Source organism: Streptomyces sp. Ru71 (genome assembly GCF_002920535.1).
Lineage (GTDB): Bacteria > Actinomycetota > Actinomycetes > Streptomycetales > Streptomycetaceae > Streptomyces.
The window spans coordinates 37,909-56,475 of record NZ_PQSS01000025.1 but is presented as its reverse complement, the minus strand read 5'-3'; the positions used below and the strand labels follow the sequence as shown (position 1 = coordinate 56,475).

The following is an 18,567-nucleotide window of genomic DNA, read 5'->3' as shown; positions in this document are numbered from 1 at the left end:
GCGCTCAGGTCTCCGTCCGGTACATCAGGTCCGCCTCGTACGTGGTGAAGCCCATCCGCTCGTAGACGGACACGGCGGCCTTGTTGTCGGCGTCGACGTACAGCATCGCCGTCGGCAGGCCCTGGGCCGCCAGGTGGCGCAGGCCGATCACCGTCAGGGCCTTGCCGAGGCCGCCGCCCTGGGCGCCGGGGGCGACACCGAGGACGTAGACCTCACCGAGCTGTTCCTCGGCGTGGACCTTCGTCCAGTGGAAGCCGATGAGTTCGCGCCCCCCCTCGGCCCCGGCACGCTCCCGCTCGGCGAGGAAGAAGCCGGCCGGGTCGAACCAAGGCTCGGCCTTGCGGGCGTCGAGGTCGCGCTGGGTGAGGGAGCCCTGCTCCGGATGGTGGGCGAAGGAGGCGGCGTTGACGGCGAGCCAGGCGGCGTCGTCCTGGCCGGGCACGAAGCTGCGCACGGTGACACCCTGCGGCAGCACCGGGTCGGGCAGGTCGAGGTCGGTGAGCGGGCGGCGCATCTGCCGCAGTTCGCGGAACAGGGTCAGCCCGAGGACCTGCGCGAGGTGCCGGGCGGCGGAGTGACCGCCGTGCGCCCACACCCGCAGCCGCTTCCCGGAGGCGGCGAGCAGGGCCGAACCGAGCGCCCGCCCGTGTCCGTGGCCGCGGTGGGCGGGGTGCACGACCAGCTCGGCGGCCGGCGCCTCGACCGGGTCCGTGTCCTCCAGCTGGGCGTAACCGACGAGTTCGTCGCCGACGGTCAGCAGCAGATGGGACACGCCCGCGCGCTCGCCGTCGCGCAGCTGGAGCCGGCCCTGCTCGGACACCGCCTGCTGGCCGTCGTTGCGGGCGGCCTCCGCGAGCAGGCCGAGGACGGCCTCGGTCTGCTCCGGGGAGAGCGCGGCGTAGGTCTCGATGGATCGGGCGCCGGGAAGCCGTGCGGTGTCGTCGCTGGTCATGCGTACGAGGGTAAGGGGAGCGGCCCGCAAAGTGGGGACAACGGCGAGGACGAAGGGAAACCAGGATGTAACCCCGAACCCCCTGTCGCGCTACGCGCGTTGACCCTAGGCTGCGCCCGGGCGTGGCCACCGCCGCACCGGACCCGCCAGGCCCCGTCGTCACCGCACACCACAGGGGGGCGTATGCCAACCACAGCTCAGCCGAACCACCCCGCAAGACGCCGCACGCGCGGGCTGCTGGCGGCCGCCGCCGCGCTCGCCACCGCGGGCGCGCTGGCCGCCGCGCTGCCGGCGTCCGCGAGCACGGACGGCGACCAGCGGACAAGCGGCCATCACAGTCCGGTCCCGAGCCGCTACCAGGACGTGCAGCTGCTGTCCTTCAACGACCTGCACGGCAACCTCGAACCGCCGTCCGGTTCGTCCGGCCGGGTCACCGAACTGCAGCCCGACGGCACGACGAAGACGATCGACGCGGGCGGCGTGGAGTACCTGGCCACGCACCTGCGTGACGCGCGCCAGGGCCACCCGTACTCCATCACCGCGGCGGGCGGCGACATGGTGGGCGCCTCCCCGCTGATCTCGGGCCTCTTCCACGACGAGCCGACCATCGAGGCGCTGAACAAGCTGAAGCTGGACGTGACCAGCGTCGGCAACCACGAGTTCGACGAGGGCGCGCAGGAACTGGCCCGTCTGCAGAACGGCGGCTGCCACCCCAAGGACGGCTGCTACACCGACGAGGGCTTCGCGGGCGCCGACTTCCCGTACCTGGCCGCCAACGTCCTCGACGAGCAGACGGGCAAGCCGATCCTGAAGCCGTACTGGGTCTGGCAGAAGAAGGGCGTGAAGATCGGCTTCATCGGGGTCACCCTGGAGGGCACCCCGGGGATCGTCTCCGCCGACGGCGTCAAGGGCCTGACCTTCAAGGACGAGGTCGAGACGATCAACAAGTACGCCCGGGTGCTCCAGCGGCAGGGCGTGCAGTCGATCGTCGCGCTGATCCACGAGGGCGGCTTCCCGGCGTCGGGGGCGTACAACTACGACTGCGACTCCCCGGGCGCCGGCGACGGCATCTCCGGTCCGATCGTGGACATCGCCAAGAACGTCACCCCGGCGGTCGACGCCCTCGTCACCGGTCACACCCACGCCGCGTACGTGTGTACGATCCCCGACCCGGCGGGCAAGCCGCGCATGGTCACCTCGGCGTCCTCCTTCGGCCGCCTGTACACGGATACCACGCTGACGTACGACCGGCGCACGGGCGACATCGCGCGGACGGCGGTGAAGTCGGCCAACCACGTGGTCACCCGGGACGTCCCCAAGGCGGCGGACATGACCGAGCTGATCGGCAGGTGGAACACCCTCGCCGCGCCCATCGGCAACCGGCCCATCGGCTACATCTCCGCCGACGTCCCCAACACGGGCACCGAGTCCCCGATGGGTGACCTGATCGCGGACGCGCAACTGGCGTACGGCAAGCAGCTGGACCCGAACACCGCGCTGGCGCTGATGAACCCCGGCGGGGTGCGCGCGGGCCTGACCTATGCGGCCAAGGCCGCCGAGGGTGACGGCGTGGTGACGTACGCGGAGGGCTTCACGGTCCAGCCGTTCGCCAACACCGTCAATCTGCAGGACTTCACCGGCGCCCAGCTGATCCAGGTGCTGAAGGAGCAGGTGTCCGGCCCGAACCAGGCCGCGCCGAAGATCCTCCAGCCCTCGGCGGGCCTGACGTACACGCTGGACATGACGAAGACCGGCGCCGACCGCGTCGTCACCGACTCCGTCCGGCTGAACGGCAAGCCCATCGACCCGGCCGCCACCTACCGCGTCGCGACGAACAGCTTCCTCGCGGGCGGCGGCGACGGCTTCCCGACCCTCGGCCAGGGCACGAACGACACGGTCGGCATGGACGACCTGGCGGCACTGGTGCAGTACCTGACGGCCAACTCCTCGGCGACGAGCCCGCTCGCGCCGCCGGCGGCGAACCGGATCACGATCACGCAGTAGGAGCACCGCCGAAGAACGACTCCCCGGGGGCCCGGGCGCTCCGTACGCACACACCGTACGGAGCGCCCGGGCCCACCGCTTTTTGGCGACCGGGTACTGACGGTCACCGACGGCCGAGTGACGGAGCACCCGGCACCGGCCCCCCGCACGCTTCCCCGTCAGCACGGAAACACCACTCGCCCCGCAGAGTGCATATGCCGACCCCAGTCACTCTTTGTGATGATCGGGGCGTGCGCTGAGCGATCTTCTCTCTGTAGGAAGGGCCCCGAGAGGCCAACTTACGGGGGAGGAACTCACCTTGGCGACGCGTCACAAGCAGCAGCTCCTGGTCGCGGCGGCGTGCGCACTGGCAGCCGCCTGCGCCGGACCAGGCGGTGTGACCCTGGGCGACGACTGGAAAGGCTCCTCCGCCTTCGCTCTCGTCGACGTGGACGGGCTGGCCACCGTCGTCGGAGTGAACGCCGTGAAGGGGAGAGCGGAGAGCCTCGCCGTGGTGCCGCAGCAGGCCGATGACGGGGCGGGCGGGGCCGGTCCGCAGATCGTCGCGCTCGCCGACGGGCGGCGGCTGGTCACCGTGCCGCGCAAGGGCGGGGCGAGCGACCGGCGTTACGTCCTCGACCCGCGGGCCCGGGTACTGGACGGCGTGGGCACCGGTGCGGGGCCGAGCCGGGTGCTGCCGGGGAAGACGCTGGTCGGTGAGGTGGCCGGGCTGCCGGCGCCCGGACCGGGGCGACGAGCGTGGTCAAGGTGGGGGATATCTTCCAGGGGCTGAAGGCGGTACGGGTCGGGGCGTACGACGAGGCTCTCGCCGGCGCGGTGCGAGCAGAGCAGGCCGAATCGGCAGCCGGCACGGCTGGGGCTTGGCCGGCGATCGACGGCACGGATGCTGTGTGGTCGGATGGCACTCGGCTTCACCAGGACGGAAGGGTCACCGCAGCCGACGGCCAGGACGCACCGGCGCAGCAAGAGCCGGCAGCAAACGAAAGGCCGGTGCACCGGAACGGAAGCCTGCCTTCTCAGGAACCGGCCCTGGTCGCCAGTCACGGCGGGGGTGACGCCCGGACGCCTGCCCGCGCGGTCGGATCACAGGGGTACGGCTTTGCCCCAGGCCGCGGTACAGGCCACTCAGCAGCTTCGGCTCACCATTCGCCGCATGCGCCGACAGCAAGCCATGGTGGCGGCAACAGCGCTTCTCATGGAGGGGCAACGGCTGGCGGCCAAGGTTCTCACCAGGGGCCGACGTCGAGCCACGCCTCAGATGCGTCCGCGCAACATCACAGCGGTAGTGGCGGGCCTACCCACGACTTTGTGAAGGGAAGTCACTCTGGGGGCAGCGGATCACACGCTCTGCCGGCTGAAGGTAGCTACGTACAACAGACGCCTCACCGGATACCTGGCACCAACTCCTCGTTGCCTCCGCACGTGGTGGACCACCGCATCAACGAGTTGGACGATCGCCAGGGTGGGGAAGGGCATGCGCCCGGACGGCATCTTTACCCGGATGACAGGTCCCTACAGGACCGTCTCGGGACTGTGGCGCTCGATTCGCAGGGAAATCCCAGAGTTTATGGGCCGAATGCGGGCCACCCTGGTCTTCTTAAATCCGAGAACAATATTGACCCGCTTACCGGTACGACTGCGGATGGGGTGACTGGCCTACCCCATCGGGTCGGTCCATTCGCTACGCGCTTTGACAACGCGGAAGACATGGTTGTAGCTGACCGGTACTATCGCGACTATATTGCTCGAACGGGAACTCCGCCGCCCGCCGGAATCGTTCCCATCGAGCAGATCTTCGGCCCCCAGGGATATAAGCGGTTCACGGGTTACTATCGGAATCCAGTAAATCCTCAAGAATTTCTCCCGGTCGACTTCCGAGGTGGCGTAATCAAGGCCGTCTACAGGTTTGATGGGGGGCAATATAAGCTGTACACGATGTATGCCGATCCCGCCCCTGGCCGTCACCCGTAAAGAGATGAGAATGAACGAGGAACTGGACACCTTTATCAGGACATATCTTGGCTTGGATGTTGCCTATGATACTAGCGGCTTTCTGCGTCCAACCTTGATGAGTTTCAAGGAGTCTTTTGTGCAGGGCGTGAGAGACGGCTTGCTCCATGTGATTCGAGCGAGAGAGCTCTCCGTCGAAGAATACGAGGGGATGACTGACGTAGAGTTCCCTGACGAGGCTGCCCTTTATGTCTACCTGGAAGCGCTTTACACGTACCTGTTTGAGGGTGCCTCCAGTCAACCTGCACCACCCGCTTAATGAGGGCTATCAAGACGTCAGCCGCAAACTGTGACGGACGTTGCAGCTCATGGACAGGATCCGGAAGAAGGCCCCGTGACGAAGGATGTCATCTCGCTCACGCCCTTGATGCCCGATCCTTGGGCTCTGCTGGCCGGGCTGTACGCGGGTGGGCCCGGTATGGAGGTGGCCAGCGTCGCTGAGGGGGCGGTGGTCCAGTTGTCCGGTGTCGGCGGGCGGCCTCTTGTGTCCGTCGAGGCTCCCATCCTCGTTCAGGTACCAGGTGAGGCGTCGCGCCTGCTGGGGATCCAGCCTCCCGTGGACGAGGGGCCGTTCTGGTGGACCGAGACTCGGGCCTCCACCGCCGTTCCAGAGGCCGCCCGGCTCGCCGGCTCCTTCTGTGGGAGGCTGAACCTGCTGCTGGGAGGCGTCACCTGGCCGCCGGGTGCTGCGACCACGGAGGTCGTGGAGACCCCGTCGGACGTCTGCGCCGTGCCCGTACCCGAAGGCACGGGCATGCCCGCTGTGGACGTCCTGACGCATCGCTCAGCAGTCGTACTCACCGACCGGCCCGTGATCGCGCTGACGCCCTGGCTTTCGGACGTCTTTCGGAGCGCCGTCGCAACCGAGCGGTCCCTTCAGATCGTCAGCCCGGCCACCGCCCGTCTCACCGCACCCGCCCGGGCCGTGCTCGCCCAGCCCCCCAACCGTTGGGTCGTCCAGGATCCCGGCTGCGGCTACTACGACGGTCTGACCGGTGCCGTGCTGAGCTGGCAGGACGGCACTTTTGCGCCTGTTCTCACCGACGGCTCGGCCGGCAGGGCCGAGACCTTCACCGCTCACATGCAGGACGACGGACGGCGGCTCATCGTCGCGTTCCGCACGCTCCGTTCCGCAGCCGAGGACCTGGTCCTCGGCCAGTCCCTTGAGGCGGCCTGGCAGATCCTCACCGGCACCGCGCCCGTCGGGTGGGGCACGGCTGAGCCCGTCAATCTGCCCTGGTCACCGCGCCAACTGACCGAACTGGCCCGGGACCGCGCTCCCGAGCCCACGCAGTTCGTCGCCGTCGGCAGTCCGGACCGCTCCTGGTCCGCCGCCTGGGTGTCCGTCAGTTGGGGGCGGTTCCCGCGCCTGCCCCCGTGTTCTTGTACTCCGCGAAGCGGTCGTTTTTCCAGGAGAAGCCGCTCATGTCGGTCCAGGGCGTGGACTTGATCGCCGCGCTCAGGGAGGTGTTGCGGGCCGTCGTCTGGGGGTCCAGGGTCGCGTCGCCGCCCGCGTGCCAGGGGCGGCCCAGGTTGAAGGACACGGGCGAGACGTCGCCGGTCACCGTCGAGTTGGCGATCAGGATGCCCTCGCGGTCCGCCGCCGTCGACGGGGCCGTGACGTAGCCCGCCGGCGTGCTCGATCACCGCCGTCGCGCGTCCGAAGATGAAGTGACCCGGCCCAGTCTGTCGTCCGTGGCGCTGCCGCCGGTGCCGTAACAGGAGCCCCAGCGCTATGCCACCGGCGTGTCCGGTGGTGGTGTCGGTGCCCCCGGGAGCCGTACCGTCGCCACGGTGCCGCCGCCCTCCGCGCGGGCCAGCGTCACCTCGCCGCCCGCCTGCCGCACCGTGCGGGCCACGATGGACAGGCCCAGGCCCGAGCCCGGGAGCGCGCGGGCGGACGGGGAGCGCCAGAAGCGGTCGAAGACGTGCGGGAGTTCGTCCTCGGCGATCCCCGGGCCGTGATCGCGCACGGTCAGGACACCGCCGGTCAGGCGCACCTCGACGGTGCCGGACCCGGGGCTGAACTTCACCGCGTTGTCCAGGATGTTGACCACCGCCCGCTCCAGCGCGGCCGGTTCCGCGCGGACGTACCACGGCTGGAGGTCCGCCGTGATCGTCAGCTCCGGGCCGCGCAGCCGGGCACGGCGCAGGGCCGACTCGACCGCGTCCTCCAGGGAGACGACCTGGACGCGTTCACCGCGCTGGTGGTCGGCCCGGGAGAGCTCCTGGAGGTCGCCGATGAGCGAGGCCAGCTCCGTCATCTGCGCCTTCACCGACGCCAGCAGCGCCTTGCGGTCCGCCTCGGGCAGCGGGCGGCCGGTCTCCTCGCTGCGGGTGAGGAGTTCGATGTTGGTGCGCAGTGAGGTCAGCGGCGTGCGCAGCTCGTGGCCGGCGTCGGCGATCAGCTGCTGCTGGAGGTCGTGGGAGCTGGCCAGGGCGGTGGTCATGGAGTTGAAGGATCGGGACAGCCGGGCGATCTCGTCGTCGCTGTCGTGCTCCACGGGGATGCGGACGCTGAGGTCCTCGGTGCGCGCGACGTGCTCGACGGCCTCGGTGAGCTTGTCCACGGGGCGCAGTCCCGCGCGGGCCACGGCCAGGCCGGCGGCTCCGGCGCCGAGTACTCCGATGCCGGAGACGAGCAGCAGGATCCAGGCCAGCGAGGACAGCGGCTTGGTGACCTCCGCCAGCGGCTTGGCGATGGACACGGCGATACCGGTCTGCACCTGGCCCGTGCTGCGGTCGACCACCGGAAGGGTGTAGACGCGTACGGGGGTGCCGTCGGTGGTGCCGGAGGTGTGCAGCGAGTTGCGGCGCAGGCCGTCCGCCACGGCCACGTCCGACGCCTCGACCCGGACGGTGTCGTTGGCGGGGTTCAGGCAGGTGGAGCCGTCGGAGTAGAGGATCGTGACGATGGGGGAGTTGGGCGGCTGCGGGATGCTCTGCGGGCTGTGCAGCTGGCAGTTGCGCAGCATGCTCTGCAGCAGCCCCGTCTGGACCTGTTCACCCCGCAGTTCGTCGTCCAGCTGGTTGTAGAGCTGGCCCCGCACCAGGAACCAGCACGACAGCGACACCGCCGCCACCGCGAACGCCACCGCCGCCGCCACCAGCAGGGACAGCCGGGTGCGGATCGGCAGCGTGCGGAAGCGGCGCACCAGGCCTGTCACTCGGCGCCGCCCTGCCGCAGCACGTACCCGACGCCGCGCACGGTGTGCACGAGCCGGGGCTCGCCTGCCGCCTCCGTCTTGCGGCGCAGGTACATGACGTACACGTCCAGGGAGTTCGACGACGGCTCGAAGTCGAAGCCCCATACGGCCTTCAGGATCTGCTCGCGGGTGAGCACCTGGCGCGGGTGCGCCATGAACATCTCCAGCAGGGTGAACTCCGTCCGGGTCAGCTCCACGGGCCGCCCGCCGCGGGTGACCTCCCGTGTGGCGAGGTCCATGCGCAGGTCGGCGAAGGTGAGCACGTCCTCGTCGGCCGGGTCGCCCGCGCCCACGGCCGCCGCGTAGGAGCTGCGGCGCAGCAGGGCGCGGATCCGGGCGAAGAGTTCGTCCAGTTCGAAGGGCTTGACCAGGTAGTCGTCCGCGCCGGCGTCCAGGCCGGTGACGCGGTCGCCGACCGTGTCGCGGGCCGTGAGCATCAGGATGGGTGTGGTGTCGCCGGCGCCGCGGATACGGCGCGCGGCGGTCAGTCCGTCCATGCGGGGCATCTGGATGTCCAGGACGATCAGGTCGGGCCGGTAGGCGGTGGCCTTCTGCAGGGCGTCCGCGCCGTCGACGGCGACCTCGGTGCCGTATCCCTCGAAGGCGAGGCTGCGCTGGAGGGCTTCGCGCACCGCCGGTTCGTCGTCGACGATCAGGATGCGCTGGGGGTCACGGTCGCCGTCGGCGGGGCTCATCGGTCGCGGTGTCCTCGGGTGCGGTGGTCGGTGCGGGCGTTCTCGGCGTCCCGGTGGGGACGTCTCGGTATCCCGGTGCGGGCCGTCTCGGCGTCCCGGTGCGGGGCGTTCCGGAGCGTCCCGGTGCGGGACGCTCTCAGCGTCCCACGGCTGCCGCCTGCCGGGCCAAGACCCCGCTCAGCCGGTCACCGCCGTCAGCCGGCGCAGGGGCACCTTGTGGCGGTGCGGGCGGTCCGTGCCGGTGCGCAGACCCATCAGGTGGGGGACCGCGGCCTGCGGCGCCGGGGCGGGTGCGGCGTGCGCGAGGCGCAGGGCCGGAGCGGCCGGGGAGGCGGGGGAGGCGGGGGAGGCGGTGCGGACGGTGGGGGAAACGTGCTCGATCATGTCGTACTCCCTGTGCTCGGAAGCCGAAGGGCTTCGGAAGTGGTTCAGTCGCTCGCGCCCGCCCTCAGCTTGGCCAGGTCGGCCTTGACGGTGTTGACGGGGATGGCGAAGCCCAGGCCGACGCTGCCGGCGTCCGAGGAGGAGGACGAGTCGGCGGCCGAGTACATCGCGGAGTTGATGCCGACGATGTTCCCGTTCATGTCGATCAGGGCACCCCCGGAGTTGCCGGGGTTGAGCGAGGCGTCCGTCTGGATCGCCTTGTACGTCGTCGTGGACGAGCCGGTGTCGCCGTTGAACTGCCGGCCGCCGAACTCGAAGGGCCAGCCGCCGCCCTGTTGCTGCTGCTGCCCCTCCTCGGTCGGGACCGTCACGTCGCGGTCGAGCGCCGAGACGATGCCGCTGGTCACGGTGCCGGTCAGACCCTCGGGCGAGCCGATCGCCACGACCGTGTCACCGACCTGGAGGCGAGAGGAGTCGCCCAGCGACGCCGCCTTCAGGCCCGAGGCGCCCTGCACCTTGATCAGGGCCAGGTCCTTCTTGCTGTCCGTGCCGACGACCCGCGCGGTGTACTGCTTGCCGTCGCTGGTGCGCACGGTGACCGAGGAGGCGCCGGCGATGACGTGGTTGTTGGTGACGATCTCGCCGCCGGAGCTGATGATCACCCCGGAGCCGGTGGAGCGCCCGCTGCCGGAGGTCGCGTTGATCTCGACGATGCTCGGGCTGACGGCCGCCGCGATGGCCGCGATGTCGCCCTTCTTGCTCGACGGCACGACGTTCGTCGCGGTCGAGCTCGCGGTCGTGTCCTTGCCGGTCAGCTCCTGGACGCCGTACGCCGTGGCGCCGCCGATGGCCGCCGCGACGATCGCGACGGCGGCGAGCAGCGCGACGGGGCCACGGGAGCGTCGCCTGGGCGCCGGCGCGGGCTGCGCCGTGACCGTCGGCTCGTACGGCGGCGGAGGCGGCCACTCCGGGTTCACGGGCGAGGAGCCCTGCGCGTGAGCCTGCTGGTGAGCGCCCTGGTACGGGCCCTGCGGGGCGCCCCGGTACGGGCCCTGCTGAGCGCCCTCGGACGGTCCCTGGGCGGCGCCCTGGTACGTGCCCTGGTGAGCGCCCTCGTAGGGGTCGCGGTGAGCGCCCTCGTGGAGGTTCTCGTACTCGCCGTCGCGGCGGATGCTCTCGGTCATGTCACATAGCGTTCCGCGCGATCATGAGAGCTTTCTGAGGACTGCCTGAGAAGCCCGGCAGAACCATGTATGCCCGATATAAAGGCGCTCCTCGGCCTTTCCCTGGGCCTTCTCAGCCGCGTCTCATCCGCAGCCGCAGGACGTCCGCACCACCAGCCGCGACGGGAACACCTTCAGCCGCTCCCGGCGCGAGCCGGCCACCCGCAGCCCGTCGTCCAGGACCAGGTCGACGGCGGTGCGGGCCATCGCCGAGCGGTCCGAGGCGACCGTGGTCAGCGGCGGGTCCGCCAGCGCCGCCTCCTTGATGTCGTCGAACCCGGCCACCGCCAGCTCGCCGGGCACGTCGATGCGCAGCTCGCGCGCCGCGCGCAGCAGGCCGATCGCCTGGTCGTCGGTGGAGCAGAAGATCGCCGGGGGCCGGTCGGGGCCGGAGAGCATCTCCAGGGCGACCCGGTAGGCGTCGTAACGGTTGTACGGGGCCTCGAACAGGCGCCCCTCCGTCGATATCCCGGCCTCGGCCATCGCCCGCCGCCAGCCCTCGACGTGGTCGGAGACCGGGTCGCCGACGGCCGGGGTCTCGGCGGTGCCGCCCATGCAGGCGACGTACTCGTAGCCGTGCTCCAGCAGATGGCGGACGGCGAGCTGGGCGCCGCCCAGGTCGTCGGTGACGACCGCGACGTCGTCAATGGCCTCGGGGCGCTCGTGCAGCAGCACCACCCGCGCGTCCCAGGCCTCGATCTCGGCGGCGGCCAGGTCGTTCAGCGCGTGGGAGACGAGGATCAGGCCGGAGACCCGCATGCCGAGGAAGGCGCGCAGATAGTGGACCTCGCGCTCACCGACGTAGTCGGTGTTGCCGACCAGGACCATCTTTCCGCGCTCGGCGGCGGCCCACTCGACCGCGTGCGCCATCTCGCCGAAGAAGGGCTGACGGGCGTCCGGGATGATCAGGCCTATGAGGTCCGTACGGCGGGACGCCATGGCCTGGGCGACCCGGTCGGGCCGGTACCCCAGTTCCTTGATCGCGGCGAGGACACGCTCGCGCGTGGCCGGGGCGACCGGCCGGGGTCCGTTGTTGATGACATAGCTGACGACGGCAGTGGAAGTCCCTGCCAGCCGTGCCACGTCATCCCGAGTCACCTTGGCCACGCGCGGAGTCTACGCGGAGAGACCCGCTCTGGGCAGGGCGTATCAGTGCGTGGATGTGCGACCGCAACGCCCCGCCGCGGTGGTGCGCTAGGCGTCGGCCGGGACCTCGGTGGCGGGTACGGCGGTCCCGCTGTCCGTCTCGTCCGGTTTTGCCCGCCCCGACTTGGCCTTGGCCTCCTCGCCGGCACGCTCACCCTTCTCGGGCGTAACGAATCGATAACCGACATTCCGTACGGTGCCGATCAGCGACTCGTGCTCCGGGCCGAGCTTGGCACGCAGCCGTCGTACGTGCACGTCCACGGTACGGGTGCCGCCGAAGTAGTCGTAGCCCCACACCTCCTGCAGCAGCTGGGCGCGGGTGAAGACCCGGCCCGGGTGCTGCGCGAGGTACTTGAGCAGCTCGAACTCCTTGAAGGTCAGGTCCAGGACCCGCCCCTTGAGCTTGGCGCTGTAGGTCGCCTCGTCCACCGAGAGGTCGCCGTTGCGGATCTCCATCGGGGAGTCGTCGTTGACGATCTGCTGCCGGCCCATGGCCAGCCGCAGCCGCGCCTCGACCTCCGCGGGGCCCGCGGTGTCCAGCAGGACGTCGTCGATGCCCCAGTCCGCGGTCACGGCCGCCAGGCCGCCCTCGGTCACCACCAGGATCAGCGGACAGCCGGGGCCGGTGGAGCGCAGCAGCTGGCACAGGCTGCGCACCTGCGGCAGATCGCGCCGCCCGTCCACCAGGATCACATCGGCGCCCGGGGTGTCCACCAGGGCCGGTCCCTCCGCCGGAGCCACCCGCACGTTGTGCAGGAGCAGGCCGAGCGCGGGCAGCACCTCCGTCGAAGGCTGGAGGGCGTTGGTCAGCAGCAGCAGAGAGCTCATGCCCCACCTGCCCGGGTCGTCGTGTCGTCGTGCACGGTTCGCTCGCCCATAACGTCTGGTTCCTCCTCGGTCCCTGCGAGGACGTGTGCGGCCCTGCTTCGTCCGGTGCGGCTCCCGCGCCCCTGGGATCCGCTGTGGCCCCGGGGGGCCACTATGCGATCGACAACCCGTACCTCCCACGGAATCCGCGTTCATCTGCGGTTTTCCGCTTCGTATACAACGCTTCCGAAAGCACGAAAGGACCCGGGGGCTTCGCTGCCCGGATCCTCTGCCCAGCAGAATAGCCCACATGAGCATCGGTCCGGCAGGTGATGTGGCGCGTTCCACCGTACGTCCGAATCGTGAGACAGGCCTGCGGACGCCCACGCGCACGCTGCTGCGCACGTCCGACGGGGTGACGATCGACGCGCTGTACGACCCCGGGAGCGGCGCCTGCGACACCTCGGCGCCACCTGCGGGACGCCTCGTGTTCGTCGTGGCGCACGGGTTCACCGGGGAGGTGGACCGGCCGCACGTGCGCCGGGTCGCGCGCGCCCTCGCGCACTCCGGGGCCGTGGTCACCTTCTCCTTCCGGGGCCACGGGCGCTCGGGCGGCCGCTCGACCGTCGGCGACCGGGAGGTGCTGGACCTTGAGGCGGCGGTGGCATGGGCCCGCGAGCTCGGGCACACGCGCGTGGTCACCGTCGGCTTCTCCATGGGCGGCTCGGTGGTGCTGCGGCACGCGGCACTGCACGGCGGCACGGACGCCGTCGTCTCGGTCAGCGCACCGGCCCGCTGGTACTACCGGGGTACGGCGCCCATGCGGCGGCTGCACTGGCTGGTCACCCGGCCGGCCGGGCGCCTGGTGGGCCGCTACGGCCTCCGCGTCCGCATCCACCACCGCGAATGGGACCCGGTGCCGCTGTCCCCGGTGGAGGCGGTCCCGCGCATCGCCCCGACCCCCCTCCTCATCGTCCACGGCGACAGCGACGGCTACTTCCCCGTCGACCACCCCCGGATGCTCGCGGAGGCCGCCGGTGGGCACGGCGAACTCTGGCTGGAGCCCGGCATGGGCCACGCCGAGAACGCCGCCGGCGGCGAGCTGCTCGACCGCATCGCGCGCTGGGCCGCCTCCCGGGCGGGCTAGCCTGACGGTGTTCACTGCCGAACCGACTTGAGGGACGAGATGGCAAAGGTCACGGTGCGCTACTGGGCGGCCGCGAAGGCCGCGGCCGGGGTCGCCGAGGAGCCGTACGACGCGGCCACGCTGGCCGGGGTGCTCGACGCGGTGCGCGAGCGGCACCCGGGCGAGCTGACCCGCGTGCTCCAGCGCTGTTCGTTCCTCATCGACGGCGACCCCGTGGGCACGCGCGCGCACGAGGCGGTACGGCTGACCGAGGGCGGCACGGTCGAGGTGCTCCCGCCGTTCGCAGGAGGATGAGCACGCCGATGAGCAACCAGCCGTACGACCCCTACGCCCAGCCCCAGCCCCAGCAGGACTGGCCCGGGCAGTACCAGCAGCCCTCCGACGACCCTCAGCAGTACACCCAGCAGTGGCAGGGCCAGACCTGGGAGACCCAGGTCCAGCCGCCGCTCCCCCCGGCGGAGGAGACGGCGTATCTGCAGCAGCCGCAGGCTCAGCAGCAGGGACAGCAGGTCCAGCAGCCGGCGCAGCAGCAGTACGGCGGGGCGTACGGCACGGGGGAGTCGTACGGCGCTCAGGCGTACGGCACCCAGGAGTACGGCGGGACGTACGCCCCCGGCCAGGGGTACGGCCCCGGCCAGGAGTACGGCTCCACCCAGGCATACGGCCAGCCCTATGACACCGGGTACGCCCAGCCGCTCCCCGAGCCCCAGCAGCAGGCCCACCCCAGCAGCAGGCCCACCCCCAGCAGCAGGCCCAGCCGCAGCCGCAGCCGCTCCCCCAGCCCCAGCCGGTGGCCACCGCACCCGCGCCCCCGGCGCCCGGCGCCGCCGCGCCCGGCGGGCCGGAGGCGGGCGAGCCGGCCTACGGTCCCGCCACCCTCGCCGGCAACGCCCGCATCACCGATGCGCAGCGGGCCCGCCTGGAGGGCCGTTCGCCGATCATCGACCCCGGCATGCAGCCCGCGGCCCTCACCGCGCTGCTCGGCCTGCTGCTCGCGGTCGCGGCGCCGATCGGGTCGTACGCCCTGCTGGTCCCGCTGGTCGCGCTGCAGGCGGTCACGGCTGCGGGCTGGTTCCGGCTGAACGGCATGTGGCCGGCCCGGCAGGGCATCGCGCTGGCGTTCCTGGGCGGCCTCGTCGCCGACGCCGCCGTCCTGGCGGCCGGCCGTGAGCACGGCCCCGCCGCCATCCTCGGCACGCTCGGCGTGTGGGTCCTGCTCTGCCTGGTCCTGCAGCTGCGCTCGCACGCCGACCCGGACGAGCGGATGTACGGCCTGATGGCGACCGTCGCCTCGGCCGCGCTGGCGATCATGGCCGGCGGGCATCTGGCGGCCGGCGCCGACGCGGTGTCCGTCGGTGCCGCGTCCGTCGCCGTGGCCGTCCTGGCCCGCGCGCTGCCGCTGCCCACGCCGGCGTCGGTGGCCGTCTCCCTGCTCGCCGCGGCCGGGGCCGGCATCGCGGTGGGCCAGATGACCGGCCTGGGCACGGGCGGTGCGCTGCTCGGCGCCGCCGCGGCCGGCTGCGCCCTGATCGGCCACCGCGTCGCCGCGTACGACTACCCGTCCCGCTTCGTCCACTTCACGGCCGGTGTCGCCCTCCCCCTGACGGCGGCTGCGCCCGTGGTGTACGTCCTGGGCCGCGCGCTGGGCTGAGGCCCGCGTCACCGCCCCCGGCCCCTGTCACAGCTGGTCGACAATCCCGCGGTCCCGCCAGGCCGCGGGGTTACCGTGAAGTTCGACCGACCATCGACGGGGGGAACCACCGGATGCCTCGCGCCCTGCGCATACTGCTGATCGCCGTAGTGATCCTGGGTGGCCTGTTCGCCGTCGCGGACCGGGTCGCCGTGCACTTCGCGGAGAGCGAGGCGGCGGACCAGGTGCGCAAGAACGAGGGGCTCAAGGACACCCCGGACGTCTCCATCGAGGGCTTCCCCTTCCTCACCCAGTACGCCGCAGGCGAGCTGGACGACGTGGAGGTGGGGATCAAGGACTACGAGGCCGCCACCGGCAAGGCAGGCCAGAAGGTCCGGATCGACGACCTGCAGGCCCACGGCAAGGGCGTCTCCTTCTCCGGCGACTACAGCACCGCCACCGCGAAGAGCGTGACCGGCACCGCGACGGTCTCCTACGCCGAGCTGATGAAGACCGCCAAGTCCGAGCCGACCGAGGTGGCCCCGGGTGTCGAGGCCCGTATCGTCGGCCTCTCCGACGGCGGCGACGGCAAGATCAAGGTCGCGGTGGAGGCGACCCTGCCGATCCTCGGCAAGCAGAACCTGTCCGTGCTCAGCTCGGTGGCCGTCGTCAACGACCGGATCGAGTTCCACGCCGACTCCCTGCCCGCGCTGGGCGCCGCCGCCGTCGCCGAGCAGCGCATCCGCCGGATCATCGACTTCCAGCAGGTCATCGACCAGCTGCCGGGCGGCGTCAAGCTGGACAGCGTGCGCGCGGCGCCGGACGGTGTGGAGATCTCGGTGAAGGGTTCGAACGTCAGGTTGGCCGGGTAGACCCCGTCCGTCGGCCGGAGTCCGTCCGAGGGGTGAGACGTGCCTGTCCACGCCGTAGGGGGTGATGCGGGCCGCACCGCCCGGAACCCGTGCGGCGACGGGCCCGAGACGCTTCGTATCCCACATCACGGACGATCGCGTCTCAGGATGCGACACGCCGGTGACACGCCCGCCTGTCCGTCCCTACGATCGAGCACATGAAGCGACAGGCGGATCTCACGAAGCGGCGGGCAGTGGACCTGTGCCGCGTTGCCGCCATGCTCTGTCGCACCTTCTGAGCGGACGGCCCGCCGGGCCTCCGCGTCCCTCACCGCCCAGCCCCTGGGCACCCGTGCGCCGCCACTGAGGCCTGCGCACGCCCTGATCTGTCGCACGCCCCGCCGCAACTGCCCCGGAGGAGAAAAGCATGAGCCGCAGCGACGTCCTGGTAGACGCCGACTGGGTCGAGCAGCACCTGGACGACCCCAAGGTCGTCATCGTCGAGGTCGACGAGGACACCACGGCGTACGAGAAGAACCACATCAAGAACGCCGTCCGCATCGACTGGAAGCAGGACCTGCAGGACCCGGTCCGCCGCGACTTCGTCAACCAGGAGCAGTTCGAGCAGCTGCTGTCCGAGCGCGGTATCGCCAACGACGACACCGTCGTCCTCTACGGCGGCAACAACAACTGGTTCGCCGCGTACGCCTACTGGTACTTCAAGCTCTACGGCCACCAGGACGTCAAGCTCCTGGACGGCGGCCGCAAGAAGTGGGAGCTGGACGCCCGCGAGCTGGTCGCCGGCGACGAGGTCCCGCAGCGCGCGAAGACCCAGTACAAGGCCCAGCCCCAGGACACCTCGATCCGTGCCTTCCGTGACGAGGTCGTCGCCGCCATCGGCACCCAGAACCTGGTCGACGTCCGCTCGCCCGACGAGTTCTCCGGCAAGCTGCTCGCCCCCGCGCACCTGCCGCAGGAGCAGTCGCAGCGTCCGGGCCACGTCCCGTCCGCGAAGAACATCCCGTGGTCGAAGTCGGCCAACGACGACGGCACCTTCAAGTCCGACGACCAGCTCAAGGAGCTGTACGAGGCCGAGGGTGTCGACCTCGCCAAGGACACCATCGCCTACTGCCGCATCGGTGAGCGCTCCGCGCACACCTGGTTCGTCCTGCACGAGCTGCTGGGCCAGGAGAACGTCAAGAACTACGACGGCTCCTGGACCGAGTACGGCTCCCTCGTCGGCGTGCCGATCGAGCTCGGCACCGGCAAGTAACCCCAACCCGACCGACCTTCTGGTCAGACCCCTCAGGAGACAGACATGTGCGGAGCGAAGGCCGGCGGCCCGGACGCCTCGACGATCAAGCCCGGTGAGACCACGATCCAGGGCCAGGTGACCCGCGACGGCGAGCCGGTGCAGGGCTATGTGCGCCTGCTCGACTCGACCGGTGAGTTCACCGCGGAGGTCCCGACCTCCGCCACCGGACAGTTCCGCTTCTACGCGGCCGAGGGCACCTGGACCGTTCGCGCTCTCGTGCCCGGCGGCACCGCCGACCGCACGGTCGTCGCCCAGGACGGCGGTCTGGCCGAGGTCGCCATCGCCGTCTGACGTACCCCGTCAGTGGCTGAAGGGCCGCACCCCCCGGGTTGGACGCCTGGGGTGCGGCCCTTCGGCGTGCCCGGATCTAACCTGGAGACATGTACGCACGGCGACGTCACGTGTACTTCGCCCTGATGGGGACGTGCCTGTTCCTCTTCGTCATGGCGTGGGGGTTCGTGCGCCTGTGGTCGGTGCCCGCGGCCGTGGGCATGTGCGTGTTCGCCATGGTCATCCCGCCGGTCGCCGCGATGGTCGCCAACCGGCGCGGCCCCGAGGACCGCTGGTGGGACGACCCGTCCGGCGACCCGCAGTCCGACGAGTGGTGGGACGAGCTGGACGGCAAGAAGCGCCCGCGCTAGCCCGTCCCGGGATCGGCGGGCGGGTCAGTAGACCAGCGCCTGGGTGTCGTCGGCGAGGGACTCCTGCACGAACACCTGCGCGCCCGCGATCCGTACGCCCTCGATGACGTCCTTCTCCGTGATGTCCCGCCGGGCCGCGCACTGCGTGCACAGCGTCAGCCGGCCGGCCGCCAGGATGGAGTCGATCAGGTCGGGCAGCGGCGCCGCGTGCGGCAGCTCGAACTCGGCGGCCCGCCCCGGCAGGGCGAACCACGCCGACTCACCGGTCAGCCACACCGACACGTCCACCCCGCTGGCCACGGCCACCGCCGCGACGGTGAACGCCTGTGAGCACCGCTCCGGGGCGTCGGCCCCCGCCGTCACCTTGATCACGAGCTTCTTCGCCATGACGGAATCGTAATCAACGCCGCTCCAACTGCTTGGCATGACCATGAGTGTCCGTGGGGCGCGGATACGGAAGCCGCGCTTCACGTTCTTGGGGGGACGTCATGAAAGAAACGGAAGTTCCACCGGACAGACCGGCCCCGCGCCGCCGGGGCGGCCGTCCGGCGCTGCT

At 71.1% G+C, this 18,567-nt stretch carries 18 protein-coding genes and 3 pseudogenes; 12 read left to right on the top strand and 9 right to left on the bottom strand.

Features of this window, described 5'->3' with window-relative positions; genetic code table 11:
• Positions 1 to 4: 4 nt before the first annotated feature.
• Positions 5 to 952 carry a mycothiol synthase gene (gene mshD / locus C3489_RS17410; protein WP_103782751.1) on the bottom strand — a complete coding sequence of 316 codons (948 nt, stop codon included), beginning with the start codon at positions 950 to 952 and terminating at the stop codon, positions 5 to 7.
• A gap of 183 nt (positions 953 to 1,135) precedes the next feature.
• Here mshD and C3489_RS17405 point away from each other — a divergent pair, with 183 nt between their 5' ends.
• From C3489_RS17405 to C3489_RS38710, 4 genes and pseudogenes are all read left to right on the top strand, one after another.
• Positions 1,136 to 2,956: a bifunctional UDP-sugar hydrolase/5'-nucleotidase gene (locus C3489_RS17405; protein WP_103782750.1), complete on the top strand. Its 1,821-nt coding sequence runs from the start codon at positions 1,136 to 1,138 to the stop codon at positions 2,954 to 2,956.
• Between the two features lie 298 nt (positions 2,957 to 3,254).
• Entirely contained in the window at positions 3,255 to 3,728 is a 474-nt protein-coding gene (locus C3489_RS17400) for a hypothetical protein (RefSeq protein ID WP_103782749.1), read from the top strand.
• A 1,209-nt stretch (positions 3,729 to 4,937) separates the two neighbouring features.
• Positions 4,938 to 5,225 carry a hypothetical protein gene (locus tag C3489_RS17395; protein WP_103782748.1) on the top strand — a complete coding sequence of 96 codons (288 nt, stop codon included), beginning with the start codon at positions 4,938 to 4,940 and terminating at the stop codon, positions 5,223 to 5,225.
• A gap of 108 nt (positions 5,226 to 5,333) precedes the next feature.
• Positions 5,334 to 6,242 (top strand): annotated as a pseudogene (locus C3489_RS38710) (DUF6177 family protein); the annotation flags it as partial.
• A gap of 44 nt (positions 6,243 to 6,286) precedes the next feature.
• Here C3489_RS38710 and C3489_RS39395 read toward each other — a convergent pair.
• From C3489_RS39395 to C3489_RS17360, 7 genes and pseudogenes are all read right to left on the bottom strand, one after another.
• Positions 6,287 to 6,637: pseudogene (locus C3489_RS39395) on the bottom strand (pectate lyase); the annotation flags it as partial.
• Positions 6,638 to 6,699: 62 nt separating this feature from the next.
• Positions 6,700 to 8,133 (bottom strand): cell wall metabolism sensor histidine kinase WalK, encoded by a 1,434-nt coding sequence (locus C3489_RS17385; RefSeq protein WP_103782747.1) that lies wholly within the window; start codon positions 8,131 to 8,133, stop codon positions 6,700 to 6,702.
• Positions 8,130 to 8,867, bottom strand: a complete 738-nt coding sequence (locus tag C3489_RS17380) for a response regulator transcription factor (protein WP_103782746.1) — start codon at positions 8,865 to 8,867, stop codon at positions 8,130 to 8,132. Before C3489_RS17380 ends, C3489_RS17385 begins: the two co-directional genes overlap by 4 nt.
• A gap of 177 nt (positions 8,868 to 9,044) precedes the next feature.
• Positions 9,045 to 9,251, bottom strand: coding sequence for a hypothetical protein (locus C3489_RS17375; protein ID WP_146075328.1), 207 nt, complete (start codon positions 9,249 to 9,251; stop codon positions 9,045 to 9,047).
• Positions 9,252 to 9,295: 44 nt separating this feature from the next.
• Complete coding sequence (locus C3489_RS17370) at positions 9,296 to 10,435, bottom strand: S1C family serine protease (protein ID WP_181139713.1); 1,140 nt, start codon at positions 10,433 to 10,435, stop codon at positions 9,296 to 9,298.
• 123 nt (positions 10,436 to 10,558) lie between these two features.
• Entirely contained in the window at positions 10,559 to 11,581 is a 1,023-nt protein-coding gene (locus C3489_RS17365; RefSeq protein ID WP_103782745.1) for a LacI family DNA-binding transcriptional regulator, read from the bottom strand.
• 87 nt (positions 11,582 to 11,668) lie between these two features.
• Positions 11,669 to 12,448 (bottom strand): response regulator transcription factor, encoded by a 780-nt coding sequence (locus C3489_RS17360; RefSeq protein WP_103782744.1) that lies wholly within the window; start codon positions 12,446 to 12,448, stop codon positions 11,669 to 11,671.
• A gap of 289 nt (positions 12,449 to 12,737) precedes the next feature.
• Here C3489_RS17360 and C3489_RS17355 point away from each other — a divergent pair, with 289 nt between their 5' ends.
• From C3489_RS17355 to C3489_RS17325, 8 genes and pseudogenes are all read left to right on the top strand, one after another.
• A complete protein-coding gene (locus tag C3489_RS17355) occupies positions 12,738 to 13,574 on the top strand; it encodes an alpha/beta hydrolase (protein WP_103782743.1) in 837 nt (278 codons plus the stop codon).
• A gap of 39 nt (positions 13,575 to 13,613) precedes the next feature.
• The gene (locus C3489_RS17350) at positions 13,614 to 13,868 is read left to right on the top strand and encodes a MoaD/ThiS family protein (RefSeq protein ID WP_103782742.1); all 255 of its coding nucleotides are present in this window, start codon (positions 13,614 to 13,616) and stop codon (positions 13,866 to 13,868) included.
• Between the two features lie 8 nt (positions 13,869 to 13,876).
• Positions 13,877 to 15,225: pseudogene (locus tag C3489_RS17345) on the top strand (hypothetical protein).
• Between the two features lie 113 nt (positions 15,226 to 15,338).
• Complete coding sequence (locus tag C3489_RS17340) at positions 15,339 to 16,076, top strand: DUF2993 domain-containing protein (protein WP_103782741.1); 738 nt, start codon at positions 15,339 to 15,341, stop codon at positions 16,074 to 16,076.
• A gap of 197 nt (positions 16,077 to 16,273) precedes the next feature.
• Complete coding sequence (locus C3489_RS40030) at positions 16,274 to 16,354, top strand: putative leader peptide (protein WP_350310325.1); 81 nt, start codon at positions 16,274 to 16,276, stop codon at positions 16,352 to 16,354.
• A gap of 128 nt (positions 16,355 to 16,482) precedes the next feature.
• Positions 16,483 to 17,328, top strand: a complete 846-nt coding sequence (locus tag C3489_RS17335) for a sulfurtransferase (protein ID WP_103782740.1) — start codon at positions 16,483 to 16,485, stop codon at positions 17,326 to 17,328.
• A gap of 45 nt (positions 17,329 to 17,373) precedes the next feature.
• On the top strand, positions 17,374 to 17,661 hold the full coding sequence (locus C3489_RS17330) for a DUF1416 domain-containing protein (RefSeq protein WP_103782739.1): 288 nt from the start codon (positions 17,374 to 17,376) through the stop codon (positions 17,659 to 17,661).
• A gap of 89 nt (positions 17,662 to 17,750) precedes the next feature.
• A complete protein-coding gene (locus tag C3489_RS17325; protein WP_103782738.1) occupies positions 17,751 to 18,011 on the top strand; it encodes a DUF3099 domain-containing protein in 261 nt (86 codons plus the stop codon).
• A 24-nt stretch (positions 18,012 to 18,035) separates the two neighbouring features.
• Here the strand turns inward: C3489_RS17325 and C3489_RS17320 are convergent, their stop codons facing one another.
• The gene (locus C3489_RS17320; protein WP_103782737.1) at positions 18,036 to 18,398 is read right to left on the bottom strand and encodes a DsrE family protein; all 363 of its coding nucleotides are present in this window, start codon (positions 18,396 to 18,398) and stop codon (positions 18,036 to 18,038) included.
• Positions 18,399 to 18,567 lie beyond the last annotated feature (169 nt).